Annotated in this window: 6 protein-coding genes; all 6 read left to right on the forward strand. The window is 67.6% G+C overall.

The window, feature by feature from the left end; translation table 11 throughout:
• Positions 1–912: AurF N-oxygenase family protein (locus AC2VNT_RS01405; RefSeq protein ID WP_486945159.1), on the forward strand; the 912-nt coding region annotated here is incomplete at its 5' end.
• 16 nt (positions 913–928) lie between these two features.
• The gene (locus AC2VNT_RS01410; RefSeq protein WP_486945160.1) at positions 929–2,635 is read left to right on the forward strand and encodes an FAD-dependent oxidoreductase; all 1,707 of its coding nucleotides are present in this window, start codon (positions 929–931) and stop codon (positions 2,633–2,635) included.
• A gap of 100 nt (positions 2,636–2,735) precedes the next feature.
• Positions 2,736–3,392, forward strand: coding sequence for a pyridoxamine 5'-phosphate oxidase (pdxH, locus tag AC2VNT_RS01415; protein ID WP_486945161.1), 657 nt, complete (start codon positions 2,736–2,738; stop codon positions 3,390–3,392).
• A gap of 99 nt (positions 3,393–3,491) precedes the next feature.
• The gene (locus AC2VNT_RS01420; RefSeq protein ID WP_486945162.1) at positions 3,492–3,773 is read left to right on the forward strand and encodes a type II toxin-antitoxin system RelE/ParE family toxin; all 282 of its coding nucleotides are present in this window, start codon (positions 3,492–3,494) and stop codon (positions 3,771–3,773) included.
• 14 nt (positions 3,774–3,787) lie between these two features.
• On the forward strand, positions 3,788–4,084 hold the full coding sequence (locus AC2VNT_RS01425) for a HigA family addiction module antitoxin (protein ID WP_486945163.1): 297 nt from the start codon (positions 3,788–3,790) through the stop codon (positions 4,082–4,084).
• A 341-nt stretch (positions 4,085–4,425) separates the two neighbouring features.
• Complete coding sequence (locus AC2VNT_RS01430; protein WP_486945164.1) at positions 4,426–4,587, forward strand: hypothetical protein; 162 nt, start codon at positions 4,426–4,428, stop codon at positions 4,585–4,587.
• The last annotated feature ends 145 nt before the right edge of the window (positions 4,588–4,732 follow it).

A 4,732-nucleotide genomic window follows, 5' to 3' on the forward strand; every position in this document is an offset into this window, starting at 1 on the left:
TTCAACCCCTACACCGACATCGCCTGGGGCGCACCGGAGTTCAAGGTCACCGAGAACGACCCGCGGTGGGTGCTGCCGGCCACCGACCCGTTCGGCAAGCACCCCTGGTACCAGGCCCAGCCGTTGGAGCGGCAGATCAAGATCGGCATGTGGCGGCAGGCCAACGTCGCCAAGGTCGGCCTGCACTTCGAGTCGATCCTGATCCGCGGGCTGCTCAACTACGCGTTCTGGTGCCCGAACGGCTCACCCGAGTACCGCTACTGCCTGCACGAATCGGTCGAAGAGTGCAACCACACCATGATGTTCCAGGAGATGGTGAACCACATCGGCGCCGACGTGCCCGGCATGCCGCGGTTCCTCAAGTGGCTGGCCGCGTTCATCCCGCTGGTCGCCGGGCCGCTGCCGATCCCGTTCTGGTTCGGCATCCTCGCTGGTGAAGAGCCGATCGACCACATCCAGAAGGACATCCTGCGCGAGGGCAAGACGCTGCACCCGATCATGGAGAAGGTGATGGCCATCCACGTCGCCGAGGAGGCGCGGCACATCTCCTTCGCGCACGAGTACCTGAACAAGCGGATTCCGCACCTGCGGCCACGCAAGCGGTTCTGGCTGTCGCTGTTCGTGCCGATCGCCATGCGGATTCTCTGCTCGGCGATCGTCGTTCCGCCGAAGGCGTTCTGGGCCGAGTTCGACATCCCGCGCCAGGTGCGCAAGGACGTGTTCTTCGGTTCCCCCGACGCCCGGCGGATGCTCTCCGACATGTTCGCCGACGTCCGGATGCTCTGCCACGACACCGGCCTGATGAACCCGGTCGCCAAGCTGATCTGGCGGATCTGCCGGATCAGCGGCGCGCCGGCGCGCTACCGGGCACAGCCGCAGCGGGCGCATCTGAATTCGGTTCCGGCCGCCTAGCGGGGGCCCGATCGCAATGCCGCACGTTATTACCCAGGCGTGCTGCAACGACGCCTCCTGCGTCTTCGCCTGCCCGGTCTACTGCATCCACCCGAGCCCGGACGAGCCGGACTTCGCCACCTCCGAGATGCTCTACATCGACCCAGAGGCGTGCGTGGACTGCGGCGCGTGCGTGCGCGCCTGTCCGGTCGACGCGATCTACCCGGACAGTCAGCTGCCGGACCAGCAGCTGCCGTTCGTCGAGATCAACAAGTCGTTCTACCCGGAGCGCCCGGAGGGGGTGAAGCTGCCGCCCACCTCGAAGCTGGCGCCGATCCTGCCGGCCGCCGAGGTTCGTCGCCGCGGCGCCCCGCTGACGGTGGCGATCGTCGGCTCCGGTCCGGCCGCGATGTACGCCGCCGACGAGCTGCTCACCCAGCCGCACGTGCTGGTCAACATGTTCGAGAAGCTGCCCACCCCGTACGGGTTGGTGCGGGCCGGGGTGGCGCCGGACCACCAAAGCACCAAGCTGGTCACCCGGCTCTTCGACGAGATCTCCTGGCGGCGCGGTTTCCAGTTCTTCCTCAACGTCGAGGTCGGCACGCACGTCAGCCACGCCGACCTGCTCGCCCACCACCACGCGGTGCTGTACGCCTCCGGTGCGCTGCACGACAAGCGGCTGGAGATCGACGGGATGGGCCTGCCCGGCACCGGCACCGCCACCGAGGTCGTCGGCTGGTACAACGGCCACCCGGAGTTTCGAGATCTGGCGGTCGACCTGAGCCACCAGCGGGTGGTGATCGTCGGCAATGGCAACGTCGCGCTGGACGTGGCCCGGATCCTGACCTGCGATCCGGACCGGCTGGCCGGCACCGACATCGCCGACGACGCACTGGCGGTGCTGCGTGGCTCGGCGGTGCGCGAGGTGGTGATCGCTGCCCGGCGCGGACCGATCGCCTCGGCGTTCACCCTGCCCGAACTGGTCGGGCTGACCCAGGCGGTCGAGGTGGTGCTCGACGCCGACGACCACGCCCGGGTGCGTACCGACCTGGCTGACCTCACTGCGGCCCGCGACACCTGCACCCGGCAGAAGCTGGAGATCCTGGCCAAGCTCCCCAGTGTCAGCGACGCCGCGCCGCCCCTCTCCAGGCCGCGGATCCGGTTCGCCTACCAGCTGACGCCGGCGCGGGTGCTCGGCGACGAGCGTGCCATCGGCATCGAGTTCACCGGCACCGGCACCGACCGGGTACACCGGCTGGACGCCGGCCTGGTGCTCAGCTCCATCGGCTATCACGGCACCCCGATCGCCGATCTGCCGTTCGACGACGACGCGGGCGTGGTCCCCAACGAGGGCGGTCGGGTGGTCGACCCGGCGACCGGGCAGCGGGTGCCCGGGGCGTACGTGACCGGCTGGATCAAGCGCGGCACCACCGGCTTCATCGGCACCAACAAGTCCGACTCGCTGCTGACCATCCGGACCCTGGTCGCGGACTTCAACGACGGCCTGCTCGCCGACCCGGTCGGCGGCCCGCGCGCGGTCGCCCGGATGGTGCACGACCGTCAGCCCGACGTCGTCGACGCCGCTGGCTGGAAGGCGATCAACGCCGCCGAGAAAGCCCAGGGCGCCGCCGAGGGCCGGCCGCGGGACAAGTTCACCTCGGTGCCGGAGATGCTGGCGGTCGCGGCGAAGGTGCCGCCGGAGCCGCTGCTGCAGCGGATGCTGACGGCGTTGAAGGGTCGCTAGCGCCGGCCGCGACGTTCAGTCTGCGTCCACGGCGCGCTCTACTCGCACTTTTGCGCCCCGAGCGCAGAGTCAACGCACCCGCGGACGGTAGCGTTGACCAGTGACACTCCCCGACAACGAGCACCTGGCGGCGATGCGAGTGGAATACGGCTCGGAGAAGGACCACAGCGGCGACCTCGACGAGAGCTGGCTTGAGATCGGCTGGCAGGCGCTGCTGCGCAGCTGGATCGGCGACGCCGAACGCGCCGGGGTCGCCGAGCCCAACGCCATGGTGCTGGCCACCGTCGACGCAGGGAAGCCGGTGAGCCGGTCGGTGCTGTGCAAGGCCATCGACGACACCGGGATCACCTTCTTCACCAACTACGACTCGGCCAAGGGCGCCCAGCTGGCCGCGACCCCGTACGCGTCGGCGACCTTCCCCTGGTATCAGCTGGGCCGCCAGTTCCACATCCGCGGCGCGGTGCGCAAGGTCGACCCCGCCGAGACGGGGGACTACTGGTCGAAACGACCGCGCGGGTCCCAGCTGGGCGCCTGGGCGTCGCACCAGTCGCAGCCGATCACGTCTCGCGCGGCGCTGCTCGACCAGCTCGCCGAGGTGACCGCCCGGTTTCCGGACTCCGAACCGGTGCCGGTGCCGCCGAACTGGGGCGGCTACCTCATCGCGCCGGAGGTGGTTGAATTCTGGCAGGGCCGAGAAGACCGGCTGCACAACCGGATTCGCGTCATCGGTGGAAGGGTGCAGCGGCTGCAGCCGTGATGATGCCGCCGTAGAGCCGGGCAAACTAAGGATGGCCGGCGGCCACAGATGACATACTATCGCTTGTCGATACTAATGAAATCCGTTAGTATTGGCTGGGTGATCCGGTCGTTCAAGGACAGCGACGCGGAAGCGGTATGGGATCTGACTTTCACGAAACGGATCAGTCGCGAGCTGGCCAAACGGGCTCGCGACAAGATGCAACTCATCGACGCTGCTGAGAGCATCAACGACCTACGCGTACCGCCGGGCAATCACCTGGAGCGACTGACCGGTGACCGCAAGGGCCGATACAGCATCCGCGTCAGCGGCCAGTGGCGAATCTGCTTCGTCTGGGCCGAGGGCGCTGCCGAAGACGTCGAACTCGTCGATGACCACTAGGGGAAGGAAGCACGATGGCCGGTTTCTTGCCGACACACCCAGGTGAGATCCTGCTCCACGAGTTCATGGAGCCGATGGGGATCACCCAGTACGCGCTCGCCAAGGCGATCGACGTTCCGCAGACGCGCATCGGCCAGATCGTCCATGGCCGACGCGGCATCAGCGCGGACACCGCGTTGCGGCTATCGCGGGCACTGGGACTCAGCGATGCGTTCTGGGTCAACATTCAGTCGCGATACGACCTGGACGTGGCACGGCTGGAGCTCGGCGAGAAGTTGCGGCGCATCCACAAAATTCCAGCTGCATCGTGAACCCCGCTCACCTCTACCGAAACCACCGGCGCAGCAGGCAAACCCAGCGCCGAGACCGTCCACGAACAAGACGTGCGCCTATGCACCGGATACGCCATCGCGAACGCAGCAACACCGCATCCGCCGGAAAAAAGCGTCGATCTGTTGCCGCACGCTAACGCAGTGCAGGGTGCGCTACTTGCCAACCCCGACGCAAGCCCAGAAATCCGTGGAGCAATCACTGATGTGTTGAACGCTTTCGATGACGCCTTGATTACTACGTGGGAGAGCATCAGACCGCGCGGCCTCGCCGAGCCACCTCAGCACGATCATGAGACCGCGCAGGTCGCACTGGATCGTGCGTGGCAGGTCTGCGGGCCTTTTTGGGCGGGATGCGCGATGACGCCTACGTGTACTCCGATCACGACACAACGCGGGAGGACATGGCCGGCGAATTCGGCAACGCCACTCATGGGCTGCAGGCCGCGCTGACCCAGACCTACCACGCCGCCAAAAAAGAGTAGGACCAAAGCGGCGCCGGCGGCGGGCTCAACGCCGCGGCCGCCCGCTCGGCGATCGTCACGCCTGCCACCACAGCACGCGGGCACGGTAGCCGCTCGACGGCGACTAAAATTCCGTCCGTGCCGGACCTGGTCGAGGCAGCCCGGT

Source organism: Mycobacterium sp. TH-M15 (assembly GCF_057473705.1).

Coding starts and splice junctions, on each gene's coding strand:
- AC2VNT_RS01410 (WP_486945160.1), top strand. CDS start 929: ATGCCGCACGTTATTACCCAGGCGTGCTGCAACGACGCCTCCTGCGTC.
- AC2VNT_RS01425 (WP_486945163.1), top strand. CDS start 3,788: ATGGCCGGTTTCTTGCCGACACACCCAGGTGAGATCCTGCTCCACGAG.